The sequence below is a fragment of the Janthinobacterium sp. TPC_1 genome (assembly GCF_056037845.1).
Genome location: NZ_CP195157.1, coordinates 1,362,890 through 1,387,731, shown reverse-complemented (window position 1 = coordinate 1,387,731; position 24,842 = coordinate 1,362,890). Strand labels below are relative to the sequence as shown.

General features: G+C 62.8%; 18 protein-coding genes and 4 pseudogenes. 11 read left to right on the top strand and 11 right to left on the bottom strand.

What is annotated here, in order from left to right; genetic code table 11:
* The first annotated feature begins 39 nt into the window (after positions 1-39).
* Both tatB and tatC read left to right on the top strand, forming a co-directional pair.
* Positions 40-572, top strand: a pseudogene (tatB, locus tag ACQVLG_RS06750) (Sec-independent protein translocase protein TatB).
* A complete protein-coding gene (tatC, locus tag ACQVLG_RS06745; RefSeq protein WP_474293563.1) occupies positions 569-1,327 on the top strand; it encodes a twin-arginine translocase subunit TatC in 759 nt (252 codons plus the stop codon). Before tatB ends, tatC begins: the two are co-directional and overlap by 4 nt.
* Positions 1,328-1,410: 83 nt before the next feature.
* Here the strand turns inward: tatC and ACQVLG_RS06740 are convergent, their stop codons facing one another.
* Positions 1,411-1,812, bottom strand: coding sequence for a hypothetical protein (locus ACQVLG_RS06740; RefSeq protein WP_230542013.1), 402 nt, complete (start codon positions 1,810-1,812; stop codon positions 1,411-1,413).
* 171 nt (positions 1,813-1,983) lie between these two features.
* A complete protein-coding gene (locus ACQVLG_RS06735; RefSeq protein WP_474293561.1) occupies positions 1,984-3,636 on the bottom strand; it encodes a DUF885 domain-containing protein in 1,653 nt (550 codons plus the stop codon).
* On the opposite strand from ACQVLG_RS06735, the gene ACQVLG_RS06730 reads away from it, so the two are divergent.
* Positions 3,635-3,892, top strand: a complete 258-nt coding sequence (locus ACQVLG_RS06730; RefSeq protein ID WP_474293559.1) for a hypothetical protein — start codon at positions 3,635-3,637, stop codon at positions 3,890-3,892. The genes ACQVLG_RS06735 and ACQVLG_RS06730 overlap by 2 nt on opposite strands.
* A gap of 118 nt (positions 3,893-4,010) precedes the next feature.
* On the opposite strand, the gene ACQVLG_RS06725 is transcribed toward ACQVLG_RS06730, so the two are convergent.
* The 5 genes and pseudogenes from ACQVLG_RS06725 to ACQVLG_RS06705 all read right to left on the bottom strand — a co-directional run.
* Entirely contained in the window at positions 4,011-4,499 is a 489-nt protein-coding gene (locus tag ACQVLG_RS06725; RefSeq protein ID WP_474293557.1) for a hypothetical protein, read from the bottom strand.
* A gap of 52 nt (positions 4,500-4,551) precedes the next feature.
* The gene (locus ACQVLG_RS06720; RefSeq protein ID WP_474295562.1) at positions 4,552-5,133 is read right to left on the bottom strand and encodes a DEAD/DEAH box helicase; all 582 of its coding nucleotides are present in this window, start codon (positions 5,131-5,133) and stop codon (positions 4,552-4,554) included.
* Between the two features lie 24 nt (positions 5,134-5,157).
* Positions 5,158-6,215: pseudogene (locus ACQVLG_RS06715) on the bottom strand (DEAD/DEAH box helicase); the annotation flags it as partial.
* Positions 6,216-8,728: 2,513 nt separating this feature from the next.
* Positions 8,729-9,208, bottom strand: coding sequence for a prolyl oligopeptidase family serine peptidase (locus ACQVLG_RS06710; RefSeq protein ID WP_474293555.1), 480 nt, complete (start codon positions 9,206-9,208; stop codon positions 8,729-8,731).
* An 85-nt stretch (positions 9,209-9,293) separates the two neighbouring features.
* A pseudogene (locus ACQVLG_RS06705) lies at positions 9,294-9,425 on the bottom strand (prolyl oligopeptidase family serine peptidase); the annotation flags it as partial.
* 1,456 nt (positions 9,426-10,881) lie between these two features.
* Here ACQVLG_RS06705 and hemE point away from each other — a divergent pair.
* From hemE to ACQVLG_RS06690, 3 genes are all read left to right on the top strand, one after another.
* Positions 10,882-11,967, top strand: coding sequence for a uroporphyrinogen decarboxylase (hemE, locus tag ACQVLG_RS06700; RefSeq protein WP_072457493.1), 1,086 nt, complete (start codon positions 10,882-10,884; stop codon positions 11,965-11,967).
* 374 nt (positions 11,968-12,341) lie between these two features.
* A complete protein-coding gene (locus ACQVLG_RS06695) occupies positions 12,342-12,623 on the top strand; it encodes a hypothetical protein (RefSeq protein WP_474293553.1) in 282 nt (93 codons plus the stop codon).
* 188 nt (positions 12,624-12,811) lie between these two features.
* A complete protein-coding gene (locus tag ACQVLG_RS06690; protein WP_474293551.1) occupies positions 12,812-14,866 on the top strand; it encodes a primosomal protein N' in 2,055 nt (684 codons plus the stop codon).
* On the opposite strand, the gene ACQVLG_RS06685 is transcribed toward ACQVLG_RS06690, so the two are convergent.
* The gene (locus ACQVLG_RS06685) at positions 14,863-15,753 is read right to left on the bottom strand and encodes an ArgP/LysG family DNA-binding transcriptional regulator (protein WP_474293549.1); all 891 of its coding nucleotides are present in this window, start codon (positions 15,751-15,753) and stop codon (positions 14,863-14,865) included. The two genes, ACQVLG_RS06690 and ACQVLG_RS06685, sit on opposite strands and share 4 nt — an antisense overlap.
* A 129-nt stretch (positions 15,754-15,882) precedes the next feature.
* On the opposite strand from ACQVLG_RS06685, the gene ACQVLG_RS06680 reads away from it, so the two are divergent.
* Together ACQVLG_RS06680 and ACQVLG_RS06675 are read left to right on the top strand one after the other, a co-directional pair.
* Positions 15,883-17,331: a dihydrolipoyl dehydrogenase gene (locus ACQVLG_RS06680; protein ID WP_474293547.1), complete on the top strand. Its 1,449-nt coding sequence runs from the start codon at positions 15,883-15,885 to the stop codon at positions 17,329-17,331.
* Positions 17,332-17,495: 164 nt separating this feature from the next.
* Entirely contained in the window at positions 17,496-18,617 is a 1,122-nt protein-coding gene (locus ACQVLG_RS06675) for an HD-GYP domain-containing protein (protein ID WP_474293545.1), read from the top strand.
* Between the two features lie 9 nt (positions 18,618-18,626).
* Here the strand turns inward: ACQVLG_RS06675 and ACQVLG_RS06670 are convergent, their stop codons facing one another.
* Positions 18,627-19,112, bottom strand: a complete 486-nt coding sequence (locus ACQVLG_RS06670; protein WP_230542004.1) for an SRPBCC family protein — start codon at positions 19,110-19,112, stop codon at positions 18,627-18,629.
* Positions 19,113-19,321: 209 nt separating this feature from the next.
* On the opposite strand from ACQVLG_RS06670, the pseudogene ACQVLG_RS06665 reads away from it, so the two are divergent.
* Positions 19,322-21,386: pseudogene (locus ACQVLG_RS06665) on the top strand (UvrD-helicase domain-containing protein).
* Between the two features lie 7 nt (positions 21,387-21,393).
* On the opposite strand, the gene ACQVLG_RS06660 reads toward ACQVLG_RS06665, so the two are convergent.
* Both ACQVLG_RS06660 and ACQVLG_RS06655 read right to left on the bottom strand, forming a co-directional pair.
* Positions 21,394-21,750 carry an addiction module antidote protein gene (locus ACQVLG_RS06660; protein ID WP_219312054.1) on the bottom strand — a complete coding sequence of 119 codons (357 nt, stop codon included), beginning with the start codon at positions 21,748-21,750 and terminating at the stop codon, positions 21,394-21,396.
* Positions 21,747-22,127, bottom strand: a complete 381-nt coding sequence (locus ACQVLG_RS06655; protein WP_474293542.1) for a type II toxin-antitoxin system RelE/ParE family toxin — start codon at positions 22,125-22,127, stop codon at positions 21,747-21,749. The genes ACQVLG_RS06660 and ACQVLG_RS06655 overlap by 4 nt, the downstream gene beginning before the upstream one ends.
* Positions 22,128-22,286: 159 nt before the next feature.
* Between ACQVLG_RS06655 and ACQVLG_RS06650 the strand changes: the two genes are divergently transcribed.
* Together ACQVLG_RS06650 and ACQVLG_RS06645 are read left to right on the top strand one after the other, a co-directional pair.
* Positions 22,287-22,505, top strand: a complete 219-nt coding sequence (locus ACQVLG_RS06650) for a SlyX family protein (protein ID WP_034753936.1) — start codon at positions 22,287-22,289, stop codon at positions 22,503-22,505.
* 120 nt (positions 22,506-22,625) lie between these two features.
* Entirely contained in the window at positions 22,626-24,761 is a 2,136-nt protein-coding gene (locus ACQVLG_RS06645; protein WP_230542002.1) for a M3 family metallopeptidase, read from the top strand.
* Positions 24,762-24,842 lie beyond the last annotated feature (81 nt).

Below are 24,842 nucleotides of genomic sequence, written 5' to 3'. Positions count from 1 at the left end.
GGGGCCCTTGCCTCGTCCGGTAACAGCCCTTGTCCGCTTATGATCGATCTCGGTCTCTCTAAAATCGCCATCATCGGCGTGGTTGCGTTGATAGTCATCGGCCCTGAAAAGTTGCCGAAGGTGGCGCGCATGGCCGGCACCCTGTACGGCCGCGCACACGCTATCTGAACCAGGTGAAATCCGAAGTTTCGCGCGAAATCGAAATGGAAGAGCTGAAAAACCTGCAGAAGGAAGTGCAGGAGGCAGCCCATTCCGTCAAGCAAAGCGTGGAGAAATCCATGCATGGCGTGGAAAACTCGATCTCCGGCAACCTGGCCGAGGTGGAAAACGCCTGGCGCGGCGATTCCAGTGCATATGATGGGCATCACGATGCCCATGAAGCCATGCTGCGCGCCACCAACGATGACCTGGCCCGCAAGGCGCGCGAATTTCGCCGCAAGAAGCTGGTGCGCAATTCCGCCGTTCCCGGCTGGTACAAGCAGCGCCATGGCGGCAAGCAGCACGTGCAGTCGGCGGCCGCCCGCGTGGCGCGTTTCCGTCCGCGCGCCAGTTCCTCCTCCTTTTACTCATGAGTAGCAAATCCCCCGTGGAAGAAACCTTTATCTCGCATCTGGTCGAGCTGCGTAACCGCCTGGTCAAGGCCTCGATCGGCATTGCCGTGGTGTGCGCGTTGCTGTTCTGGTGGCCTGGCCCGGATAAAGTCTACGACATCATCGCCCAGCCGATGCTCAGTTCGCTGACCGGCAAAGATTCCAAAATGATTGCCACCGGCGTCATTTCGCCGTTCCTGATACCGATGAAGGTGACCCTGCTGGTGGCCTTTGTCATCTCCTTGCCCTGGGTGCTGTACCAGCTGTGGGCGTTTATCGCACCAGGCCTGTACGCGCATGAAAAACGCCTGATCGCGCCACTGGTGATTTCCTCATCATTATTGTTCATGAGTGGAGTTGCCTTCTGTTATTTCTTTGTCTTTGGCAGGGTATTTCACTTCATCAACCAGTTCTCGCCCGACTCCATCACCCTCATGCCCGATATCGAAAATTATCTCGAATTCGTCATGTCGATGTGCCTGGCCTTTGGCGCCACCTTCGAAGTGCCCGTGGTGGTGGTGATCCTCGTGCGCATGGGCCTCGTTTCCATCGCGAAACTCAAGGAAATACGTCCTTACATGATCGTCGGTGCCTTCGTCATCGCCGCCATCGTCACGCCACCCGACATCGTCAGCCAGTTTGCCCTGGCCATCCCGATGTGCCTGCTGTTCGAACTGGGCTTGTTATTGGCGCCGATATTTGTCCGCGCCACCCAGGCGCCGGAAGAAGCGTCCTAGACGGCAGCCACAGGCGCAGACAAAAGCCGCTGACCTCCCCCGGGAGCAGCGGCTTTTTCATTGTCGGGAAAGTTAGTGCGCGCTTACTGCAGCATCAGTTTACTGAGGATGCCCAGGTTGAGCAGGATCAAAGTACTCATCATCCAGTACACGTGTTTCATGTCTGCGCCATGGCGCAAGTCCAGGCGTTCCAGGCGGGCGTCGAATTTGTGCTCCAGGGCGTCTATTTTGGTGTCGAGCCTGAGTTCCAGCGCATCGATCTTCAACTCCAGGGCGCCCAGCTTGGTATCGACCTGTTGCGACACCAACTTGATTTCCCCCAGTACATTGCGCTCCAGCGCCGCCAGTTCGCCATGCACGACGACGGCCGAGCCCAGCACTTCGCCCAGCGCCATCGCATGGGCCTCCGCCTGCTGTGTGGGCACGCCGGCCGAGGCGAGGCGTTTGGCGTAATCGAGGGTGTCGAACTGGATGGGCATATGCATGGACGCTCCTATATCCAGCCTAGCAGGAAAATCGGCAATTGCCAGTGAGGAGTGCGGTGGCGCCTGCCTTCCCATGAGCTTAATGGATCGGCAAGCCGGTGGTTTGCGGCAGCGCAAACGCATGCAAAAAGGGCGCCGCGGCGCCCTTTGCAAGCTGACGGTGAACGTCGCTTAATTCATCAGTTCCTTGATGACTTTCACGGGGGCGCTGCCGTAGCTGAGGAATTGCTCGTGGAAATCCTTCAGCACGAATTTGTTGCCCAGCGCCTGCTTGCGCTGTTCGCGCAAGTCCATGATTTCGCTGTAGCCGCTGAAATAGCTGGTCAGCTGAACCGAGCTCAACTGCACGCGGCGCCATTTTTCCGTGGCTTCGCGCTTGGTCTGGAAAGCCTGGCGCGTCAGCAGGTCGAGCGCTTGCGCTTCCGTCATGCCCAGCACGTGCACGCTGTAGTCGAGGATGGTGTTGGTGACGCTGCGCAAGTTCCACTTCGAATACATCAGCCACATTTCCGGCGCATTGTTGCCGTAGCCCGATTCGAGCATCATGCGCTCGCCGTACACGGCCCAGCCTTCGATCATGGCGCCGTTGCCGAAGATGGACTTGACCAGCGACGGCGACTTGTTGGCGTACACGAGCTGTGTGTAGTGGCCGGGGATGGCTTCGTGGATATTTAGGATCTGCAAGATCCAGTGGTTGTATTCGCGCAAGCTGCTTTCCGCCTGTTCCGGCGTTTCGCCGTCGAGCGGCGTCACGTTGTAATACGTGCGGTCTTGCGGGCGGTAGGGGCCGGGCGCCTCGATGCTGGCGCCGGCCACGCCGCGCTGGTAGGCGGGCGTTTCACGCACGACGAGGGGCTTTTTCGGGTCCATGGTCAGCAGGTTGTGGCTGGTCACCCATTCCTGCAATTCCGGGATCTGGCGGCGGATTTCCGGCACGAAATTGGCGGGCGCCACGTGGTTGCTCGACAGCTTGTCGATCACCATGCCGATCTTCGCCGTGCGGTCCGCCGGCTTGGCCGTGTTGCCCATGGTTTTGCTCCACAGCTCGTCGGACAGGCTGTCCATGTGCTCAAGCAGCTTTTCGCGCGCGGCCAGGGCTTTCTGGTACATCTGCTCGGCGCTGACGCTGGCCTGGATATCGTAGGCGAATTTCTGTTCATATAAATCCTTGCCGATGCGGAAGGAGCGCGCATTGCCGTTCTGCGCCAGCGCGGCATCCTGCTCCGTCAGCCAGGCCGCATAGCCTTGCACGGCGGTGCGGGCGGCGGCGATGCGGGCGTTGTACAGCTGCTTTTCCACTGGCGTCAGGATGGAGCCCTGTGCTGTCTTGTTCAGGTCATCGAGCACGCTGAGCACGCCGGCGCTCTGGGCGATGGCCAGCTGCGTGTGTTCGCGCGTGGGGTTGACGATGCTGGCGCGGGCGGCCGCGTAGTATTGCGGCACGCTGGCGATGCGCTTGAGCAAGGTGCGCAGGCGCTGCGGCTGCGAGGCGTACTCCGTGTTCAGGATGAAATCGATGGAGCCGGCCACGTTGTACTGGGCGGGGTTCCATTCGAATTCGCGGAAGGTGGTCAGATACCAGCGGTCCGATTGCAGCTTGTTCGTCAGCAAGGCCAGGTCGGTGCGTTGCTTGTCCGACATTTTGCTCGCATTCAGCTTGCCGAACTTGCCCAGCCATTCCTCGATGAAGGCCAGCTGTTTCTGGCGGCTGGCCGCATCGGGAATGCTCAGGTTGGCGGCGCCATCATACTTGCCGACGGAAATCGCGCTTTCCGGGTCCAGGCGCCACAGGGCCGTGAGGAACTGGCCGCTGAGGTTATTCATGGAGCGGTCGCTGCTGTTCTCGCTGGCGACGGCGGCGACCGTGGCTGCCGTGGCCGCCGTGACGACGGCCGCCTTTTTTGCGACGGTTTTTTTCTTGCTGCTGCTGGTGCCGGCCTTGCCGCTTTTTTGCGGTTTCTTGGCGGCGCTGGCCGGCGTCAGGGTAAATGCCATCATCAATGCGGCGAGCGCAATTTTGTTTCTTGTCAGCATAGTTAATCTCTTGAATATCTGGCTGTTTGTTAAAATCACTAAATAATAAACTGATAATGTAAGTAACAAACAACTATTGAAAGGTTGGCCTTGCTTGCCTGGGCGGCCCAAAGATTAGCATTAATTGCCGCGCTTGCGCAGTTTTTTGCCGCCCGTCCGCCGGGCTAGACGACGATGGCGCTGCCGCGCAGCATGTCCTGGTGGCGCGCATTCAGCTCCGCCACGGCATCCTTGCCGCGCGCCATGCCGGTGGCGTGGATTTCCGTTTCCTGCGTGTAGCGCTGGCTGACGCGCACCGTGTAGGACTGGAACAGCCAGCTCCAGAAGTTCGTTTCATAGACGGCTTCATCCATGTCGCGCCATTTGACGCCCGTCAGTTTCTTTTTCCACGGCAAGATGCCGGAGGCCAGCCACACGCCTGCCTCGTCGTAGTACAGCTGATAGCTGCGGATGGTCAGCAGGCGGTAGCCGACGATCAGCGCCGAGCCGATCAGCACCACGAAGGCGGCTCGCGTGTTGTACTTGAAGGCCAGCGGCAGGGCGGCAAAGAACAGCAGCACGGCGATGAGGAAGGTGCTGACGTAAGCCGTCCAGGATTTGCCGCACAAAAAGGTGGCGCGCTGGCCGGCGCTGGTGGCGATATAGTCGGTCATGAGCAAGGAGGGCGAAGAAACAGGAATAATCGCATGGAACGGGACTCGCTGTTCATTTTTTCAAGCCCTCCTGCAGCATGCCCAGCATGTCACTGGCCGACATGCGCGCCGCCGCGTCGCTGCCTTCCAGCAGACTGTCGGCCAGGTCGCGCTTGTGCTGGTGCAATTCGACGATGCCTTCCTCGATCGTGTGCTTCGCCACCAGCCGGTAAATGGTGACGGGGCGCAATTGCCCCATGCGGTGGGCGCGGTCCGAGGCCTGGTCTTCCACGGCCGGATTCCACCACGGGTCCATGTGGATCACGTAATCGGCCGCCGTCAGATTGATGCCCATGCCGCCCGCTTTCAGGCTGATCAGGAAGACATCGCCTTCTCCCGCCTGGAAGGCGTCGACGCGGCGCTTGCGCTCCTGCATGGGCGTGCTGCCGTCGAGATACTGATAGCTGACGCCATGCTGTTCCAGGTGCTTGCGGATGAGGGTTAAATGGTCGACGAACTGGCTGAAGACGAGCACCTTGTGGCGGTTTTCCAGCAAGCCCGACAGCAGCTCGGCGAAGGCCGCCAGCTTGCTGCTGGCCAGGCCCAGCTCGGGCGCCACCAGTTGCGGATTGCAGCAGGCGCGGCGCAGTTTCATGATTTCCGCCAGGATCTGGATGGCTTTCTTCGATGCCGGCCCTTCCACCATGGCCAGCTTTTCCAGCGCTTCGCGGCGCAACGATTCGTACAGCGCTGTTTCCTGCGGCGACAATTCCACTTCCAGCACGATTTCCGTGCGCGATGGCAATTCCGACAGCACTTGCGTCTTCGTACGGCGCAAGATGAATGGCGCGATCAGGCGGCGCAAGCGCAAGCGCGCGCCGGCCGCCGCCCGCTTGTCCTGATCTTTCTCAATGGGACCGGCGAAGCGCAAATTAAACTGGTCGAGGGTCCCCAGCAAGCCGGGGTTGATGAAGCGGAACAGGTTCCACAATTCGCCCAGGTGGTTTTCCAGCGGTGTGCCGCTGGCCACCATGCGGAAGTCGCCCTGCAGGGCCATCACGGCTTGCGAACGCTTGGTGGCGCCGTTCTTGATGGCTTGCGCTTCGTCCAGCACGATCGTATGCCAGCGCACGCCGGCAAACATAGTGGCTTCCTGCTGCAGCAAGCCATAGTGGCCACCACCACGTCGAAGGGCTGCAAGGTATCGAGCATGTCGGCGCGGTCGCCGCTGCCGAACAGTTTGATGTTCAAGGTGGGCGCGAAGCGCTGCGCTTCGCTGATCCAGTTCATGCACACGGACGTGGGGGCGACGACGAGGGTGGGGCCGTGCGGCGCGCGCGCCAGGATCAGGGCCAGCGCCTGCAATGTCTTGCCGAGTCCCATATCGTCGGCCAGGCAGGCGCCCACGCCCCAGTGCGCCAGCCGCGCCAGCCAGTTAAAACCGGCCAGCTGGTAATCGCGCAAGTCCGCCTGCAAGGTGCTGGGCAACTGCGGTTGATAGTCGTCAAGGGCGCGCAGGCGCAGCAAGTGTTCGCGCCACAGTTTGTCGGCTTTGACGCCGCCCGCATCGTTGGCCAGTTCTTCCAGCGCAAACGCGGCCAGCGGGTGGATGTGCACGCCATCGGCATGCGCTTCGCCATACGCGGCCAGTTCGGACAGCCGGCGGTGCAATTCGTCGCTCAGAGCCAGGAACTGGTTGTCGCCCAGGGCCACGAAGCGGCTTTTGTTGTTCTGCATCAAGTCGAGCAGGGCGCGCAAATCCATTACCTTGTCTTCGTCGATCTGCACTTCGCCGCTGGCGGCAAACCAGTCTTTTTCGCTCTTGATATTCAGGCGCATCTGGCCGCTGTCGATGCGTTTCGACACGCGTATGGTTTCGCCTTCGGGCCACGCCAGCACCATGCCGTCTGGCTCCAGCGCCTGCAATTCCACCAGCAATTGCAGGCCCAGCGCAGGCTGGCCCAGCAGCCACTCGCCATGCTCTTCCTCCGCTTCTTCCAGCACTAGGCATTTTCCGATCAGCTGGCGCTGCGCCTCGCGTTCCGCATTCAGGTCGCGCCGCGCCTGCACTGCCCGGCCCGCCACGTCGGCAAACACGCTTTCGGCGCCGCTGCCGGGGGCGTAATAGGCGCCGTTGTCGAGCAGCGGACGCACTAAAATCTGCATCTTGAGGCCCTGCTGATAGGGCAGCAGGTGCACGTGCAGGCGGTGGTCGGCCGTGATGGCTTCCGCGTCGCCGGCGCCGCCGCCGATGTCCGATTGCACGGTGACCATGGACGAGATGGCGCCGATCGCCTGCATCACCTGTTTTTCCGCATGCAGGGGCACGGACAGGCCCAGGCCCACGATGGCGCCGATGCGCCGGTGCTCGTCGAGGATGTGCACCACGCGCAGGCGCGTCGGCGTCTCCCTCTGTACCACCACGTTGCCGCCGTTGTCGGGCAAGGGCGGCTGCATGCCCAGCCACAGCTGCCCCTCGTGCGACTTGATCAGGAGCTCGGGCGCGCCGGCGATCAGTTCCACGCGCGTGTCGGGGTGGTCGAGCCAGAAGACGAGCGGGTGGCCCACCAGCAGCACGGCGGCCTTGTCCAGCTCGACTTCATAGCGGGGCGCCGAAGAATAATATTGTTTAAAAGGCGCGATGCTGCCCGCCGCGCGGGCGTCCTGCGGCGTGAGGAAATCGATGTCGCCCGCCTCTTCGGCCAGGCGTTTCAATCCCATGGCGCGGCCCTTGCTCCAGCCGCCGCGCGCATCGCGCTTCTGCTCGCGCACTTCCACGGCCGTCAAGCCGAAGCGCGGGTCGAACGCCACCAGCCACACGAGGCGCGAGACGCCTCCCAGCGCTTCGGCGGGCGCGTTCTGCTGCAGATTGATCAGCGCGCTCAGCTGGCGCTGCCACGCTTCCTGGCGCTCGAACCACGGCGCCATGTCCGTCAGGCCATGCTGCGCCCGTTTTGAGGTGGCATAGCGCTCCTGCTGCGGCTCGCCCAGCAAGCCCAGCAATCCGGCCGCCTGTGCGGCGATCAGGTCGTAGCCGGCCGCGTCCGCTTGCTGCACCAGCGATCGCAGCTGGTCCTTGCGTTCGCTCAACTGCGGCAGCGCCAGCCAGTAGTACAACAAGGCCTGGAACAGCTGCGCCTGCAGTGCCGTTTCCCAGTTGCGCGTAGGGATGCTTTCCGCCTGCTGCACGCCGGCGCGCACCAGGCGCAAGGTATTCAATTGCTGGTAGACGATGCTGTCGTGATTCGGCTGCGCGTGCAGGGCGATATCGAGATAGGTTTCCGCGCTCTTCAGCAGCTTGGCGTCGTTGCCGCGCAGCAGGGCCAGCACGTACAGGTGGCCGCCGATGCCCGTAAAGCACAGCTTGCGCTTGCCTGTTTCCTTGCGCAAGCCCTTCAAGGCCGTTTCGAAGCCCGCCACGGCGTGCGCATGTTCGCCGCGCAACAGGGCGATGCTGCTGTCGACAAACAGCGCCTGCGGCCCCTGCTGGCCCGCCAGGTAGCGCGCGGCCGCGTCGAGTTCGCCGCACAGCAGCGCGTCCTCGGCCAGGGCCAGCGGCAGGGCGGCGCCGATGTGGTCGCCGGCGGCCGCCTGGCGCGCATGATGGGCGCGCGCGTACGCGCGGATGGCGTGCGCCGTGCCCGGCTCGCGCGGGGCATTGCCCAGCAGCACGGCGAGGATGTCATCCTGCAATTGCGGCATGACGAAAGACAACATCTCCGGCTCGAACGGGCGGCCGAAGATCTCGATCAGCGGATGCAGCTGCTGCGCTTCATAGCACGCCATGCAGGCGGCCAGGATGGCGGCCACCTGGCGCACTTCGTCATTGCGCAGCAGGGCGATGCGCAATCGCGCCACGCCCTGGCGGTAGCTGCGCAATTCCACATAGCCATCCCAGTTGCGGCGCACGGGGTTGATCAGCTCGATGGCCTGGCACAGGTCGCGGAACACCAGGTGCTCGATGGCGGCGCGCATGGCGGGCCAGCGCAGCCTGGCTTCGCAGGCATAGCCCCGTCCCACCACCTCGCTGGCCAGCGCCAGACGCGTCAGCCGTTGCAACATGTTGGTCACTACCAACAGGGAAAACGGCGTGCCGTCCGGCTCGACGACGTTGGCGCGCTGCAAGTGTTCGTACACGGCATGCTTGCCCACCGGTTCGCCCGCGATGGCCAGCAAGGCCAGGATCATCTGTTCGTGCTGTTCCAGGGCGGCGAATTCGTCCAGCAAGCGCTGGTCTGCATGCGGATCGGTCATGCGGGCAAGTTGGCGATATGCACGGGCGGTTCGCCGGCCGCCACGGGCAGGCCGAACACGCGCTGGTAGAAATACAGTTCCGCGTCCAGCGTGCGCACGATGTTTTCCGCCTTGCGGAAGCCGTGTCCCTCGCCTTCGAGCGGCACGTAGGCGACGGGCACGCCGCGCGCCTGCAGGGCGTCGACCATCAGCTGCGACTGCTGCGGCGGCACCACCTTGTCATCGAGGCCCTGGAAGAAGATCATCGGGCGCGACAGTTTATCCGTGTGGTGGATGGGCGAGCGCTCAAGGTACAGCGCCTCGGCTTGCGGCTGCGGGGCGATCAGGTAGTCGGTGTAGCGCGATTCGAACTTGTGCGAATCGTCGTCCAGGCCCTTCAGGTCGGACACGCCATAGTAGCTGGCGCCGGCCTTGAAGACGTCGTGGAACGTCAATGCGCACAGGGTCGTCAGGCCGCCCGCGCTGCCGCCGCGCACGATCAGGCGCTCGGGGCTCGGGGTCGGCCAGGCCGTTGGCGGCCAGGTAGCGGGCGCCGGCGATGCAGTCTTCCACGTCGACGATGCCCCATTGCCCGCGCAGCGCGTCGCGGTATTCGCGGCCGAAGCCGCTGCTGCCGCCGTAATTGACGTCAAGCACGCCGATGCCGCGGCTGGTCCAGTACTGCGTCGCCAGCTTTAATGTATTGCTGGCCATGCTGGTGGGGCCGCCATGGCTGATGACGATGACGGGCGGCAAGGTTCCCTCGGGCGCCTGCACCTCGTCATTTTTCGGCGGATAAAAGAAGGCGTGCGCCGTGCGGCCATTGCTGCTGGTAAAACTCAAGCTGCGCGGCACGGACAGGTAGTCGAGCGCGGGCAAGGCCGTGATCGACTGCGCCAGCACTTCCAGCTCATGGTTAGCCAAATCGATGCGCGCCAGTTCCAGCGCGATGGTGGGGCTGCCGCCGAGCAGCGCGACGAAGCCGGGGCCCACGCGCAGTTCGCGGATTTCCTGGTACGGGTGGGGGATCGGTTCCAGCTTGGCCGCCGCCACGCTCAGCTGCGCCAGGTAGCTGACGCCGGCCTGGATATACGTGCAGACGATCTCGTCGTCGGACAGAAAGCCGTACATGCTGCCGCCGAAAGTCCAGTGCGGCGTGGCAAATTCCGCTTCCATCGGGCACAGCGCCTCGATATCGGCGCCATGCAGGCGGTACAAATTCCACCAGCCGCTGCTGTCGGAAACGAAGTGCAGTAAGCCGTTCGGCGACCATTCCGGCTGGCAAATCGACTCGCGCGCGCCGCCGGCGATCAGGCGCGGAGAGCCCAGCGTGCCGTCCGCGTGCACGTCGGCCAGCCACAGTTCCGTGCCTTGCCACGGCAGGCGCGGGTGGTCCCAGCTGATCCAGGCCAGCTGGCTGCCGTCCGGCGACAGGCGCGGCGCCGCATAAAAATCGTGGCCCCGTGCCAGCACCGTTTCGCGCCCGTCGAAGCCGACGGCCGCCAGGCAGTTTTCCGGCTGCGCGTGGCCTTGCTCCGGGTGCTGTTCGCGCACGGCGATCAGGCGGGCACGGGCCGCATCGACGACGAAGTCCGCGTGGCGCGTGTTGCCGCCCGTGGTGAAGGCTTCGGGCGCGCCGTCGCCGCTCACGCGGTACAGGCAATTGTCGGCGAAATGCGAGAAATACACGCTATCGCCGGCCACGGCATAGGCGCCGCCGCCGTATTCATGCACGCGGCTGCGCACATTGAACGGTGCCGGCGTCAGTTCATCGACACGCGCGCCGCGCTGGCGCAGCAGGGTGTTGCGGCCCGCCTCGCTGGCGCGTCCGGCCAGCCAGTACACGTCGGCGCCATCCGCGCCCCCCAGGGCCAGCTGCGTCAGCGGCGAGGCGCCGGCGGCGACGAGGGCGGCGCTGATCGGCGATGGCCAGATGCCATAAGGGGGTGCTGGATGCGGTCGAGGTCATGCGGGCTCCGTGTCGTGGTGGAAAGAGGGGGCCTCCAGGCGGCGTCAGGCAGCGCGGCGGCGTTCATCATCATAATGGAAGGGCAGGCACAACGAAAGTCATCGCTGTGCGTGGCAAATGCTGCAAAGCGGCACCGGAATCAATGAAATGGCGGCGATTGGATGCGATAATACCGCTTCTCCAAGCTATTGATTGCCTTCCATGCCACAATTTGCTCCGCTCCAGAACGACACTTTCCTGCGCGCCCTGCTGCGCCAGCCGACCGAGCACACCCCTGTCTGGCTGATGCGCCAGGCGGGCCGCTACCTGCCCGAATACCGCGCCACGCGCGAGCGGGCCGGCTCCTTCCTGGGCCTGGCAAAGAATCCCGATTACGCCACCGAAGTGACCTTGCAGCCCCTGGAGCGCTTCCCGCTCGACGCGGCGATTTTGTTTTCCGACATCCTGACGGTGCCCGACGCGATGGGCCTGGGCCTGTATTTCGCCGATGGCGAAGGCCCGAAGTTCGAGCGTCCGCTGCGCACGGAACAGGACGTGAAGGCGTTGCAGGTGCCGGACCTGGAATCGCTCGACTACGTCTTCAAGGCCGTCACGCAGATCCGCACGGAACTCAATGGCCGCGTGCCGCTGATCGGTTTTTCCGGCAGCCCGTGGACCCTGGCGTGCTACATGGTGGAAGGCGGCGGCTCGAAAGAGTTCCACACCATCAAGAAGATGCTGTACAACCGCCCCGACCTGATGCACCACATCCTGGCGATCAACGCCACTTCCGTGGCGCAGTACCTGAATGCGCAGATCGATGCCGGCGCGCAAGCCGTGATGATTTTCGATTCCTGGGGCGGTGCGCTGGCCGATGGCGCCTACCAGGAATTCTCGCTGGCCTACATGCAGCAAGTGGTGGCGCAGCTGAAACGCGACAAGGATGGCGTCAAGATTCCCGCCATCGTGTTTACCAAGGGCGGCGGCCAGTGGATCGAGCAGATCGCCGACATCGGCGCCGATGCCGTGGGCCTGGACTGGACCGTCAACCTGACGCGCGCGCGCCAGCTGGTGGGCCATAAAGTGGGCTTGCAGGGCAATCTCGATCCCGCCATCCTGTTCGCCAGCCCCGAGCAGATCCGCGCCGAAGTGGCGAAAGTGCTCAATGCGTTCGGCGCGCCGTCGGCCGGCACGGGCCACGTGTTCAACCTGGGCCACGGCATTTCCCAGTTCACGCCGCCGGAATCGGTCGAAGCGATGGTGGAAGCCGTGCACAGCATGAGCCGCGCCATGCGCAGCGGCCAGTAAGTATTCGTTTTCCCCTGGCGCAGGGGTAGATAAGGCAGGCTTTCCAGCGGAAGCCTGCCTTTTTCTTTGCTGCGCCTTAGCAAGAAATACCGACTTATGCACAATTTTTTTTGCTGCGGAAATAAGAGGCAGTGTCAAAGCCATGCCCGGGGGCGCTTTGCAAGTGCTTGATTATTAAGAAATAAAAAAAATGCCTTGTTTGGCGGACTTTGTTGCAATTGATAAGGTTATTCTTTCGTCCGCTCGCCTTATTCCTTCATTGTCCACAAAGTTATCAACAGATTCTGTGGATAAAATTGAAAAGTAATTTGTTAACCGATACTTAGCGCCGATGTTCAGGTTTCACCTGAAGTGCATGTTGCACTGCATGATAATTGAACAATGTTTCGCCGCCCGCCAGGCAAAAGCGAACGCTTGCCCGGCAATTGTCAATTTTGCCGCGTGCCGCCCGTGTTTTTCCGAATCTGGCGCATCAAAATGGTGCGGATTTCTGTATAAATAAATTACAAATGGTTCAGTTATGCACAGCGGCGGAAATGTGCTGTGGATTTCTAGCCTCCCGGGCATCAATTTTTAAGCCATTGATTTTAAATGCTTTATTTTTCTTGCGTGCCGCTCTTGACGGCGAACGAAATTTTCTATCCACATTTTTCTGAAAGTTAATTTTGCTTTGTCCACAAAGTTATCCACAGAATTTTCTTCTGGCACGAGGACACGCCGTGCTGTCTGCCGTTAGGCGTTTGACGGACGAAACAAGTATCATGGCCCGCTGGCTTGACGCCTGACATCCCGCCGCGCCATCGACCCTGCGGCGCGCTTTTTTATTGAGATAGGCCATACCCCCATGCCGCAGTGCCTTTTGACGCCGTGCATCCTGAAAATCGCGCTCGACACGCCCCTGAACGCCCTGTTCGACTATCGCTGGAACGGGGCGGCGGCGGACGGCGTCGCGGACGCGCCGCTGCCGCAAGTGGGGCAGCTGGCGCTGGTGCCGTTCGGCCGGCGCGAAGTGATGGGGCTGATCGTCGGCGTGTCCGACAGCACCGACGTGCCTGCCGCGAAATTGAAGGACGTGCTGGCCGTGCGCAGCCAGCTGGCGCCCCTGTCGGAGCAGTGGCTGGCGCTGGCCGCTTTCGCCGCCGATTACTACCAGCGCCCGCTCGGTGAAGTGGCCTTGCCGGGTTTACCGAAGAACCTGCGCGTGCTGACCACCGTGGCGCTCGACCGCGCCATCAAGAAGCTGGGCAAGCTGGCCGATGCGCATGACGGCACGCCGCTGAACATGCCGGCGCTCAATGCTGCCCAGCAAGAAGCTGCGGACGCCATCGGCGGCGCCCAGGGTTTCAAGCCAACCCTGCTGTACGGCGTGACGGGCAGCGGCAAGACGGAAGTGTATCTGCAAGCCTGCGCCCAGGTGCTGGCGCGCGAGGACGATGCGCAAATCCTCATCCTGGTGCCGGAAATCAACCTCACGCCCCAGCTGGAAGGCAATATCCGCGCGCGTTTTCCCGGCGTCATGCTGGCGACCCTGCACAGCAGCCTGTCCGAAGGCGAGCGCATGCTGCACTGGCTGGCCGCGCACCAGGGCCAGGCGCGCATCGTGCTCGGCACGCGCTTGGCCATCCTGGCGTCCTTGCCGAAATTGAAACTGATCGTCATCGACGAAGAGCACGATCCTTCCTACAAGCAGCAGGAAGGCTTGCGCTATTCCGCGCGCGACCTGGCCGTGTGGCGCGCCTGGCAATTGCAGATTCCCATCGTGCTCGGTTCGGCCACACCGTCGCTGGAAAGCTGGCACCACGCGCAGACGGGGCGCTATCGCAAGCTGGAATTGCGCGAACGGGCCGTCAAGAATGCGGTGTTGCCGCGCGTCAAGATCCTCGACATGGAGCGCGACAAGCCGAAGGACGGCTTGACGTCGCACTTGGTGGCGGCATTAAAACTGCGCATGGAGCGCGGCGAGCAGTCGCTGCTGTTCTTGAACCGGCGCGGGTATTCGCCCGTCATCTGCTGCGAATCGTGCGGCTGGATCAGCAATTGCACGCGCTGCACCTCGTTCATGGTGCTGCACAAGCCCGAGCACCGGCTGCGTTGTCACCATTGCAGCCTGGAACTGCGCATTCCCCGCCATTGCCCCACCTGCGGCAACGTCGATCTGCAGCCGCTGGGACGGGGCACGCAGCGGGTGGAAGAGGGCTTGCAGCAATTGTTTCCCGAGGCGAGGATTTTGCGCATCGATGCCGATTCCACGCGCAAGAAGGGCAGCGCGCAGGAAGCGTTCGACACCGTGCACCGGGGCGAAGTCGATATTCTGATCGGCACGCAGATGGTGGCCAAGGGCCACGACTTCAAAAAACTGACCCTGGTCGGCATTTTGAATCCGGACACGGCCCTGTTTTCCCAGGATTACCGGGCCAGCGAACGCCTGTTCGCCCAGCTGATGCAGGTGGCGGGCCGGGCCGGGCGCGCCGCGCAGACGGAAGGGGGCAGCGTCAGCGAAGTGCTGATCCAGACGCGCTATGCGCGCCATCCGCTGTACGACGCCGTCGTCAACCACGATTACGACCATTTCGCCACCACCTTGCTGGAAGAGCGGGCCCAGGCGGCGCTGCCGCCCTACCTGTTCCAGGCCCTGCTGCGCGCCGAAGCCCCGGAGCTGGCGACGGCCATCGAATTCCTGCAGGCGGCGAAAGAGTGCATGGAACACCCGCAAGTGACCATCAATGACCCGATTCCCATGAGCATGACGCGCGTCTACAACGTGGACCGCGCCCAGCTGCTGCTGGAATCGCCCTCGCGGCCCGCGCTGCAGGCGTTCCTGAAGGAATGGCTGATGGAATTGCGCGCCATGAAGACGCGCGTGAAATGGTCGCTGGAAGTGGATCCGCTGGATATTTAAGCCAGGTAGTCGCGCCCGGCTTTGACGATCTGTTCCGACAACAGCTTGGTAAACGGCGTGTCCAAGGTCCACGCATGCCAGCTCAGCGGTACGTCCAGGGTGCTGCCCGGCATCAGATCCACGAGACGGTCTGTCGCCAGCGCCTGCGCGGCCAGGCGCTGCGGCATCAGGCCGTAGGCCAGGCCATCCTGGACGCAGGCGCGGCGCGCCGCTTCCACGGGCAAGGTGTGGTGCGGAAATGGTTCGCGCAGGCTCAATTGTTCCGCGAGGAAACGCGCCAGCAAGCCGTGCTGGCCCACCACGGCCGGCGCCAGTTGTACCGCCTCGGCAATAAAACCATCGCCGAACCAGTGCCCGGCAAACACGGGCGTGGCCACGCAGACATAGCGCAAAGTGCCCAGCGGCGTGACGCTGGTGGCGGCCGCCGCGTCGATCGCTGTGCCGGACTCTGCCGCCACGCAGCCGAACACGGAGCCGTCGCGCACCATCTGCAAGGCGCTGTCGCTGTCGGCCAGGCGCACGTCGAGCTGGCAGCGGGGCGGCGCCAGCAGGGCGGACAAGGTGTCGGGAAACCACGTGGCCAGGCTGTCGGCATCGATGGCGATGGCGATTTCCGGCATGCTGACGCTGTTGCCCAGGTCGATGTCGAGCGACGCTTCCATCAGCTTGACGTTGCGGTGATGCACGATCAATCGCTGGCCCAGGCCCGTCGGCACGGCCGGCTGGCCACGGATGATCAGCAAGCGTCCGCTGGCGTCTTCCAGCGCCTTGATGCGCTGCGAGACGGCCGACTGGGTGATGCCCAGCGCCAGGGCAGCCTTGTCGAAACTGCCATGGCTGGCGACGGCGTCCAGCACGGCCAGCGCGCGATAATCGAGTGATCCCATTAGCTCAGCTTATAAATTTTGAAAATGATTAGTTATACTAATGCATATATTGCTGCAAAGTAAAACCTTATTTTCGGCAAACGGGTAGTATCGAACGCTGTGAGCAACCTCAGTGGGATGGACAGCACCATGAAAACGATACGAGTGGATGTGGCCGTGATCGGCGGCGGCACGGCCGGCATGACGGCGCACAGGGCGGCGCGCATGCAGGGCAAGCGCGTGCTGATGATCGAAAGCGGGCCGTACGGCACGACGTGCGCCAGGGTCGGCTGCATGCCCAGCAAACTCCTGATCGCGGCGGCCGAGGCGGCCCATGCGGTGGCTGCCGCGCCCGCTTTTGGCGTGCATCCGGGCCCCGTGCGCATCGACGGCCGGCAAGTGATGGCCAGGGTGCGCAGCGAGCGCGACCGCTTTGTCGGCTTCGTGCTCGACGGCGTCAACGCCATCCCCGACGAAGAAAAGCTGCGCGGCCACGCCCGCTTCATCGCGCCAGGCAAGCTGCAGGTCGACGAACACACGCTTGTCGAAGCCGCCAGCGTCGTCATCGCCACCGGTTCCACGCCCATCGTGCCGCCCGAGTGGCAGGCGGCGGGCCAGCGCGTCATCACCAGCGACGCCGTGTTCGAATGGACGGACTTGCCGCAATCGGTCGCCGTGGTCGGCAGCGGCGTCATCGGCCTTGAACTGGGACAGGCGCTGGCGCGGCTGGGCGTGCGCGTGACGGTGTTTGCGCGCGGCAATAAAGTCGCCCAGCTGACGGATCCGCTGGTGCTGCGGGAGGCCGACGCCGTGCTGGCGCGCGAACTCGATATCCGTTTCATGACCCAGGTCGCCCACATGGCAACAACGCCGGACGGCGGCGGCATCGCGCTCACCAGTAGCGATGATGCGGGCGTGGAAAGAACCGAGCAGTTCGAGTACGTGCTGGCCGCCATCGGCCGCCGTCCGAACGTGGACAAGATCGGCCTGGAAACGGCGCAAATCGAGCTCGACCGCCACGGCATCCCCTTGCATGACCCGCACACCATGCAGTGCGGCAAGAGTGCCATCTTCATCGCGGGCGATGCCGACAACGCCTTGCCGCTGCTGCCCGAGGCGGCCGACGAGGGCCGCATCGCGGGCGACAACGCGGCGCGCTTTCCTGACGTCAAGCCTGGCTTGCGCCGCACGCCGCTGGCGATCGCCTTCACGGAGCCGCAGATCGCCACCGTGGGCGCCACCTACCAGCAGCTGTGCGTGAGCCACGCGGGCCGCTTCGCCGTCGGCGCCGTGTCGTTCGGCAACCAGGGCCGCAGCCGCGTCATGCTGCAAAACCAGGGCATGCTGCGCGTGTATGCGGAATTCGGCAGCAAGCGTTTTCTTGGCGCCGAGCTGATCGGCCCCCGGGCGGAACACCTGGGCCATTTGCTGGCGTGGGCATGCCAGGCGCAGCTGACGGTGCCGGCCATGCTCGACATGCCGTTCTACCACCCCGTCATCGAGGAAGGCGTGCGCACGGCCTTGCGCGAACTGGCGCTGCACCTGGAAAAAGACCCGGAACACGCGCCCGGCTGCGCCGACTGCTCGCCTGGCGTCTGATGCAATTTTGATATTTACACAATTTTGTAGACAAGCGCACATGATTGCGCGATCATCGCTGCCACATTGAAATATTGATTAAAAGCAAAAAACATTTCAATTGGTACATGCCGCTGATGCCACGATGGTAAAAACAAGCGGGTGCAGGCGATGATGGAGACGATGTGAAAATTCGGCGCATTTACGCGGGAGAACTCGCCCTGGGCGTGGCCCTGCCCTGGGACGTGCATGGCGAGACGGGCGGCTTGCTGGCCAGGCTGGGCCATGTCATCAGCAGCGAGAACCAGATCGCATTGCTGCTGGCGCGCGGCGTCATCGCCGATACCAGCGCCGACGTGCCGCGCACGGCCACGGAAGCGCCGTCGGCCCTGCGCATGCTGAACCTCGTCACGGCGGGGCTGGCCCTCGTCTTGCCATCCATCGCCGCCGGGCAAGCGGGCAGCCACGCACCGCTGGCCGCGCTGGCGCAGCTGGTGGAAGAGGCCGTTGTTCTGGACGCCGACGTGGCGCTGGCCTGCATCCTGCACAACCAGGGCGCGGGCGACTTTGCCGTGCGGCACAGCGTCGATACGGCCGTCATCGCGGCCCTGCTGGCGCGCGCCCTGAAACTCGGTGACGATGTGATCCGCAGCGTGGTGCTGGCCGCGCTGAGCATGAATGTGGGCATGCTGGAACGCCATGCGGATTTCCAGCACAAGGCCGGGCCGCTGGATGCGCAGGAACGCGCCTATTTGCGCGCCCATCCGCAAGCCGGTGTCGACTTGCTGCGCGCGGCGGGCGTGACGGACGCCGTCTGGCTGCAAGCCGTGCTGCAGCACCATGAAAATATCGATGGCAGCGGCTATCCGCTGGGCACGCAAGGCGAGGCGATCGGCATCGGTGCCCGCCTGATCATGCTGGCCGACCGCTATTGCGCGCGCGTCTCGAAGCGCAGCTACCGCCAGCCTTTGCTGCCGAACGTGGCCCTGCGCGAAATGTTGATGGCCGACAAGGCCACCCTGGATGCGCCGCTGGCATCCTTGCTGGTGCGCGAGCTGGGCATCTATCCCGTCGGCACCTTCGTGAAACTGTTGAATGGAGAAATCGGCGTCGTCACGCGCAAGGGCTTGAATGCCACCACGCCCCACGTGCAATCGCTGATCGGCCCGCGCGGCGCGCGCCTGGACGTGCCGCTGCGGCGCGATACGCGCGTGGACTTGCACGCCATCCGCGAAGTGCTCAGCGCGGAGCAGGCGGGACTGCAATTTCGCCCCGACCAGTTATGGGGCCGCAGCGCACGAATTTAGCGCGGGAGGTTAATTCAGCAGACCTGCATCCAGTCGTCCCTCAAGCGCCAGCTCGCGCATGATGCGCACGGTGTCGATGTCGGACTCCTTGTAGGCGGAGCGGCGGAAGTCGTCGTACAGGGCGTTGGCCGCATCGGTGGCCGCGTCGTGGCCGTCGTCGTACTGGAAGCGCACCCACAGGCTCGCTTCGTCGGGCATCTCGATGGTCATCACCAGCGAGGAAGCGCTGATGTCTTTCTGCGCCGGCACTTCATAGCGCACCTGCAGTTGCGGCACCAGCACCACCTTGTCGTTGATGACCAGCTCGCCATAGCGCAGGCTGCGCGCGAAACCGGCATCGCAGCGCTCGCTGATCCGGCATTCATCGAGGTGCGGCACGAACAGCTTGGGCGACTCGGCGCGCAAGACGAGGCCGCGCCAGACCTGTTCCAGGGTCAGGGTGTCGATCAGCGGGTTCAAGGGATCGTTGATTTCAATCAGGTGTTCAAATTTCATGGGACTGCCATTCGGTAAGTGGGCGCGCGCGGGCGATATAGGCGGAATGGTACTCCAGGCGTGGCCGCGCCGCACGCATTGCAGCGGCCAAGATGGCGGCATATGGCGATATATCAATGCCGTTGCCTGTTTTTCATGCAGATCTCGCCGTGCAAATGGCGGGCGCGACGCTGTTACAATGGGCTGCTGTTCCCTGCGGAAATACCCTGATGTCCAAAGCACCACAGTTCGGTCTGAATGCGCCCCAAAGCGAAGCGGTTACCTACCTCGACGGCCCTTGTCTGGTACTGGCGGGCGCCGGTTCGGGCAAGACGCGCGTGATCACGCAAAAGATCGCCCATCTGATCGAAGACCGGGGCTACGACCCGCGCACCATCGCCGCGCTGACCTTCACCAACAAGGCGGCGCTGGAAATGCAGGAACGCATCGCCAAGCTCTTGAAGCAGCCGCGCCAGGCCAAGCAGTTGACGGTATCGACCTTCCACTCGCTGGGCGTGAAAATCCTGCGCCAGGAAGCCAATGGCGTGGGCTTGAAAGACCGCTTTTCCATATGGATAGCGACGATTGTTTTTCCTTGGTGCAAGACCTCGCCATTACCACCGATAAACAGGTGATCCGCGGCATCCAGAATGCCATGTCGCTGTGGAAAAATGGCCTGATCGACCCGGACATGGCGCTGGCGCAAGCCAAGGATGAAGATGAAGCGAACGCGGCGCGCATCTACCGCAGCTATGTGGCCACGCTCTCCGCCTACCAGGCCGTCGATTTCGACGATTTAATACGCTTGCCCGTGGAATTGTTCCGCAACAATGGCCCCGTGCGCGACAAGTGGCAGCGGCGTTTGCGCTACCTGCTCGTCGATGAATACCAGGATACGAATACCTGCCAGTACGAACTGGTGAAATTGATGGTGACGGGCATCGGCAAGAAGCCGATGTTTACGGCCGTGGGCGACGACGACCAGGCGATCTATGCGTGGCGCGGCGCCACGGTGGAAAATCTGAAAACGCTGGAAACGGATTTCCCCGATTTGCGCGTGATCAAACTGGAGCAGAATTACCGCTCCACCATGCGCGTGCTCAATGCGGCCAATGCCGTCATCGGCAATAATCCGAAATTGTTCGAAAAGTCGCTGTGGTCGGAGCACGGCCTGGGCGAGCCGATCAAGGTGCTGGGCATGCAGACGGACGAGCAGGAGGCGGAGCAGGTCGCCATCATGATTTCGGCCGACCATTTCGAGAGAAAAAACAAATTTTCCGACTACGCGATTCTGTACCGGGGCAACCACCAGGCACGGATCATCGAGCAATGTTTGCGCAAGGAACGCATCCCGTACACGATTTCGGGCGGCCAGAGTTTTTTTGATAAGGCCGAGATCAAGGACATCATCAGCTACCTGCGTTTGCTGGCCAACGAAGACGACGACCCGGCCTTCATTCGCGCCGTGACGACGCCGCGCCGTGGCGTGGGGCAGTCGACCCTGGAAGTGCTGGGCGCGTTTTCGGGGCAGTGGCAGTGCTCGCTGTTTCAGGCCGTCTTTAAAGGCGGCATCGAGGCGAGGCCAAGCTGACGGACCGCCAGCTGGGACCGCTGCGCGACTTCTGCAACTTCATCAACGACCTCGAATCGCGCGCCAGCCGCCCCGGCGCGGCCGGCAGCGGCGACAACGCGGCCGAAGTGCTGGACGACATGATGAAGGAAATCCACTACGAATCGTATCTGTATGATGCCTTCGAGGAACGGCAAGCGCAAAGCAAGTGGCAGAACGTGCTCGAATTCGTCAACTGGCTCAAGGAGCGTGGCCGGGGCGGCAAGGACCGCGATGGCGAAGAAAAGAACGTGCTGGAACTGACGCAGATGGTGGCCCTGATGACGATGTTGGAGGGCAAGGATGAGGAGCAGGACGCCGTGCGCATGTCCACCCTGCACGCGTCGAAAGGGCTGGAGTTTCCGCACGTGTTTCTCGTTGGCGTGGAAGAGGGCATCTTGCCGCACAAGGGCGACGCGGACGCGCCCGCCGAAACCATCGCCGCGCGCATCCAGGAAGAGCGGCGGCTGATGTATGTGGGCATTACGCGCGCCCAGCGCACTCTGCACGTCACCTGGTGCAAGAAGCGCAAGCGGGCGGGCGAGCAAGTCCATTGCGATCCGTCGCGCTTCATCAAGGAAATGCAACTCGACGTGGGCGACGCCGTGCCGACGGAAGCGGAAGTGATTTCGCCGAAAGAACGTCTGGCGCGCATGAAGGCTTTGCTGGCCGCGCCGAAGGCTTAAGCAGCGTTCACGCTTCCACTGCGCCGTCGGGCGTGGTTTTCGGCACGATGGCCAGCTGCATGCCCAGCGCGTCGAGCATCTTTAAAATGGTTTCAAAGCGCGGCTTGCTGCCTTCGCGCAAGGCTTTATATGCGCCTTCGCGCGTGATGTCGGCCCTGGCCGCCACCTTGCCCATGCCGTAGGCGCGCACCACGTCGTTCATGGCGGACTGGAACAGTTCCGCGTTGCCGGTGGCGACGATTTCGCTCATGTAGGCGGCCACGGCGGCCTTGCTGGTCAGATGTTGCGTTGGGTCAAATTTGCTCAGGCCTAAGGCCTCCAGGTCGTCGAGGTCGAAGGTGTCATGGTCGATATGTTGGTTCATTGCTTTCGTGCTCCTGTGGATGCCGCCGCTTTCCGGATGGCCGCCTGCCGGGCTTTCAGTTCCCTGAGGATCGCTTGCGCCTGCTTGATGTCGCGTTGCTGGCTGGATTTGTCGCCACCCAGCAGCAGCAAGATCAGGGTGCCCCGATTCGTTTCATGAAAATACACGCGCCAGCCCGGCCCCGTCTGTAAAAAGCGCAGTTCGCACACGCCTTCGCCCACAGGGCGCCAGTCGCCCTTCTTACCGTGCTGCAAATGCTTGATGCGGGCATCGATGGCGGCGGCCGCCACATCGTGCAAACCATCTTCCCAGCGCCGGTATTCGGCCGTCTTGCGCGTATCGATGAGTACTGGTTCGGGCGGCGTTGGTGCATTCATTGTAATCGTTTGTTCTCATTCGTCAAGCGGTTTGAGCCCATACAGGAAGAATAAACAGAAATCGCAGCCCGTCCGGCGGGGAATGGAGGGAGTTTGTCCTGGCTCACGCCGCTGCGGCGGTAGAATGCCCCCTTTCAGTCAGGAATCACCGAGAGCACCATGGACAATGCAGAACAGATGGAAGTACGTTTCGTCGATATCGAAATCAAGCTGGCGCAGCAGGAAGACCTGGTCGAGTCGTTGAACCAGATGGTGTACCAGCAGGGCAAGCGCATCGATCAATTGGAAGCGATGCTGCACAAGTTGGGCGAGCACGTGCGCGACGGGGCGCAGCAGGCGAATGGCGGGCTGGTCAACGAACGTCCGCCGCATTACTAACGCTGTACGGGCGTATCGCTACCATCGGTAGTTGCGGGTGACGCAAGTGTTTCTGGCTGTTATTATTTCAGGCTGGCCCGCGACACAATCGCGGCTCTCTTGCGTTCCTTGAAAGAAGACATGACCCGTCCAACTATGCTCGTCATCGCCGCCAGCCTGATGCTGGCGCCAGCCGCCGCCGCTTTTGCCGCCACCGCGGCCGCAGCGCTGCCTGCTTCGAACCCGTTTGCGCAGGCCAGCAGCCTGCCCTTCCACTATCCGCCGTTCGACAAGGTGCAGGATGCCGACTACGCGCCCGCCTTTACGGCAGGCATGGCCGCCAACCTGGCGGAAATCGACGCGATTGCGAATAACAAGCAGCCAGCGACCTTCGACAACACCATCGTGGCCATGGAACGCTCGGGCCAGCTGCTGAGCCGCGTGCGCACCGTGTTTTCCGTGATGTCCGGCTCCAACACGAATGAGACGATCCAGGGCCTGGAACGCGAACTGGCGCCGAAAATGGCGGCCCACAGCGACGCCATCATGCTCAACGACAAGCTCTTCAAGCGCATCGACGCCCTGTACGCCAAGCGCGACAAGCTGGGCCTGGATGCGGAATCGAAACGCTTGCTGGAACGCTATCACACCGATTTTGTGCGCGCGGGCGCCAAGCTGTCGGCGGCCGACAAGCAAAAGCTGCGCGCCTACAATGGCCAGCTGGCAGCCCTGTCGACCAAGTTCGCGCAGAACGTGCTGAAGGAATTGAACGCCTCGGCTGTCGTCGTCGATACGCGCGAAGAACTGGACGGCCTGTCGCCGGCCGCCATCGAAGTGGCCGCCGGCCTGGCCAAGAAGCGCGGCCTGGACGGCAAGTACGTGATCGCCCTCGTCAACACGACGGGCCAGGCGCCGCTGTCGCTGCTGACCAACCGCGCCGTGCGCGAACGCATCATGGCCGCTTCGCAAGCGCGCGGCAGCCGTGGCGGCGAGTTCGACAACACCCAGGAAGTGCTGGAACTGGCCAAGCTGCGCGCCGAACGTGCCGCGCTGATGGGTTACCCGAACTACGCGGCCTACTCGCTGGAAGACCAGACGGCGCACGACACCACCGCCGTGAACGCCCTGCTGGGCGAATTGGCGAAGCCGGCCGTCGTCAATGCGCGCCGTGAAGCGGACGACATCCAGAAGGTCATCGATGCGGGCAAAGGCGGCTTCAAGGTAGGCGCCGCCGACTGGGCCTTCTACAGCGACAAGGTGCGCGCCGAACGCTACAACTTTGACGAAACGCAACTCAAACCGTACTTTGAGATGCACAGCGTATTGACCCGTGGCGTGTTCTTTGCCGCCGGTAAATTGTACGGCCTCACCTTCAAGCAGCGCACCGACTTGCCCGTCTACAACACCGACATGCTGGTGTACGACGTCTTCAATGAAGACGGCACGCAGCTGGCCATCTTTACGCTCGACCCTTACGCGCGCAGCAACAAGCGCGGCGGCGCCTGGGCGAATGCCTACGTGGGCCAGTCGAGCTTGCTGAACCGCAAGCCGGTGATCGCGAATAACCTGAACATTCCGAAGCCGGAAGCGGGCCAGCCGACCCTGATGACGTTTGACGAAGTCAACACCATGTTCCACGAATTCGGCCATGCGCTGCACGGCATGTTTTCGAACGTGAAGTACCCGCGCTTTGCCGGCACCAGCGTGCCGCGCGACTTCGTCGAATACCCGTCGCAAGTCAATGAAATGTGGGCGCTGTGGCCGGAAGTGCTGCAAAACTACGCGAAGCACTACCAGACGGGCGCGGCCATTCCGGCTGAACTGCTGGCCAAGGTGACGGCGGCGGACAATTTCAACCAGGGCTACAAGACCACGGAATACCTGGCATCGGCCCTGCTGGACCAGCGCTGGCACCAGCTGACCCCGGCACAGATCCCGACCGACGTGCTGGCGTTTGAAAAGGCCGCCTTGACGGACGCGGGCGTCGATTTCGCCCCGGCGCCGCCGCGCTACCGCACCACGTATTTTTCGCACGCGTTCGCGGGCGGCTATTCGGCCGGCTACTACGCCTACCTGTGGTCGGAAAAGCTCGACGCCGACACGGTCGAGTGGTTCAAGGAAAACGGCGGCCTGACGCGCAAGAACGGCGACTGGTTCCGTCAGAAACTGCTGTCGCGCGGCGGCAGCGCCGATGCGCTCGACATCTACCGCAACTTCCGCGGCCGCGATGCGAAGATCGAACCGCTGCTGGAACGCCGTGGCTTGAACGGCAAGTAATTTCTCCCCAGCACCGGCCTCGCCGGTGCTGAACATCAATGGCCGCCCGGCAATGGGCGGCCATTTTTATTTGGGGATTTT